3 protein-coding genes are annotated in these 2301 nt (G+C 69.1%); 2 read left to right on the top strand and 1 reads right to left on the bottom strand.

Annotation, left to right across the window (positions count from 1 at the left end; genetic code table 11):
- Positions 1-33 precede the first annotated feature (33 nt).
- A complete protein-coding gene (gene lexA / locus RIM90_RS31450) occupies positions 34-813 on the bottom strand; it encodes a transcriptional repressor LexA (protein ID WP_309064137.1) in 780 nt (259 codons plus the stop codon).
- Positions 814-1344: 531 nt separating this feature from the next.
- Between lexA and nrdR the strand changes: the two genes are divergently transcribed.
- Positions 1345-1902 carry a transcriptional regulator NrdR gene (gene nrdR, locus RIM90_RS31445; protein ID WP_309064136.1) on the top strand — a complete coding sequence of 186 codons (558 nt, stop codon included), beginning with the start codon at positions 1345-1347 and terminating at the stop codon, positions 1900-1902.
- Between the two features lie 164 nt (positions 1903-2066).
- A partial coding sequence (locus RIM90_RS31440; RefSeq protein WP_309064135.1) for a hypothetical protein occupies positions 2067-2301 on the top strand: 235 nt, incomplete at its 3' end.

Here is a 2301-nt window from a genome sequence, read left to right as displayed (position 1 = left end):
GGGGCGGCGGTCGAGGCCGACCCCGCGCCGCGTTCAGACGCGGCGCAGAACGGCCACCACCTTGCCCAGGATGGTCGCGTCGTCGCCGGGGATCGGCTCGTAGGCCGCGTTGTGGGGGAGGAGCCAGACGTGGCCGTCCTCGCGCTTGAAGCGCTTGACGGTTGCCTCACCGTCGAGCATCGCCGCCACGATGTCACCGTTCTCGGCGACGGGCTGGCGGCGGACCGTGACCCAGTCGCCGTCGCAGATCGCGGCTTCGATCATGGAGTCGCCCACGACCTTCAGCACGAACAGCTCACCGTCACCGACGAGCTGCCGGGGGAGGGGGAAGACGTCCTCGACGGATTCCTCGGCGAGGATCGGTCCACCGGCGGCGATACGGCCGACGAGGGGGACGTAGGACGCGGCCGGCTTGCCGGCGGTGTCCGCGGGCTGCACGGGAGCGGCCTGGTCGGAGCCGCGCACCTCGTACGCGCGCGGGCGGTGCGGGTCGCGGCGCAGGAAACCCTTGCGCTCCAGTGCCATCAGCTGGTGTGCCACGGAGGAGGTGCTGGAGAGGCCGACCGCCTGGCCGATCTCACGCATCGACGGCGGATAGCCGCGTCGCTGCACCGAATCCCTGATGACCTCGATCACCCGGCGCTGGCGGTCGGTGAGCCCGGAGCTGTCCGCCCGGATGCCAGGAGGTCGGCCCGGCAGGGAGCGCTTGTGCCCCTCGGGGTTCATGGCTTCGTTCATCGCATGCACCGGCTCGAGTCGGCCCTGGGAACGGTCCTGGGCAGTGATGGCGGCACTGTCTGCGGTGGTGGTCACGTCGGCCCCTCTCGATGGTCTCCCTGCAGCACAACGGTAGTTGCTTTCGAAAGGTTGCGCCAAACACACGTTCGAGTGAAAAATCGCGAATCGCTGTGCGCAATCTCCCGCTGGGGTGTATCGGCCGCCACGCTTCCCGCCGGACAAACGGGCCTATTGTTGTACTCTTCACCGCCGGGGCGATGACCTTGCGCCGGTGGGCTCCGGTGGGCCTCAGTCTGCCATCGGGCGTCCCGCGGCGCGGGAAGCGGCCCCCGCTTTCTTCGGGAGTCGCACGGCCCCTCCCCTCCCCGTGCACGGCGTCTCCCCATGCGTGATGCCCTGTGCCCGGCCCGATGCGCGCGACACGCGTGCAGGACGTGCATGTATGAGCCAATCCCCACATCTAGTGGTTGGATTGCGGCAGCAGCCCAGAAGTTGTGGTCCCCCGGGTCTTGGCGCCTTCCGAGATCGCCTATGCTGGAGCTGCTTCGTGAGGCCCGAGAGGCCTGACGGGGCTATTGAGTCTGCTGTGAGGAGGGATGGGAGTTCATGCACTGCCCCTTCTGCAGGCACCCCGACAGCCGTGTCGTCGACAGCCGTACGACCGACGACGGCACGTCGATCCGCAGGCGCCGCCAGTGCCCCGACTGCTCCCGTCGATTCACGACCGTGGAGACGTGCTCGCTCATGGTGGTCAAGCGGTCCGGAGTCACCGAGCCCTTCAGTCGCACCAAGATCATCAACGGTGTGCGCAAGGCGTGCCAGGGACGGCCTGTCACCGAGGACGCGCTCGCCCAGCTCGGCCAGCGCGTCGAGGAGGCGGTGCGGGCCACCGGAAGCGCCGAGCTGACCACCCATGACGTGGGGCTGGCCATACTCGGCCCGTTGCAGGAGCTCGACCTCGTCGCTTATCTGCGGTTCGCCTCCGTCTACCGGGCATTCGACTCGCTCGAGGACTTCGAGGCCGCGATCGCGGAACTCCGGCGGGCGGAGCGGCCCGCCACGGACGGCGGGGACCGCGAGGGGGCTGTCGCGGGGAGCCAGGAAGACGACAGCGGGTCCGGAGGGACTGTCCAGGTCCCCGAACCCGCCCACGCCGCCGACTGACCGGCGGGCCGGTCCCGGACGCCAGATGCCGGGAACGGCCGGGCGGCGGCGATGAGAAGACCTGTTGCGGGCCGGCGAGTGGGTGCCCGCAGCACCAGACAGAACACCGTGCCACGGAAATAACGGGGCACTTCAGGGCGTTTTAGCCCGTACAGGGAGGCGGCATGACAGAGACGGCGAGCGGTCCGGCACGGAGTCCCCGAGCCAAGAGCAACAAGACCGGCAAGGGGCTGCGCGTCGAGCGCATCCACACCACCCCTGGAGTCCACCCTTACGACGAGGTGGCCTGGGAGCGCCGTGACGTCGTCATGACCAACTGGCGCGACGGCTCGGTCAACTTCGAGCAGCGCGGCGTCGAGTTCCCCGACTTCTGGTCGGTGAACGCGGTCAACATCGTCA

This window comes from Streptomyces sp. (genome assembly GCF_031181555.1).
GTDB lineage: Bacteria > Actinomycetota > Actinomycetes > Streptomycetales > Streptomycetaceae > Streptomyces > Streptomyces fimbriatus.
This window is presented reverse-complemented; position numbering and strand designations above follow the sequence as displayed.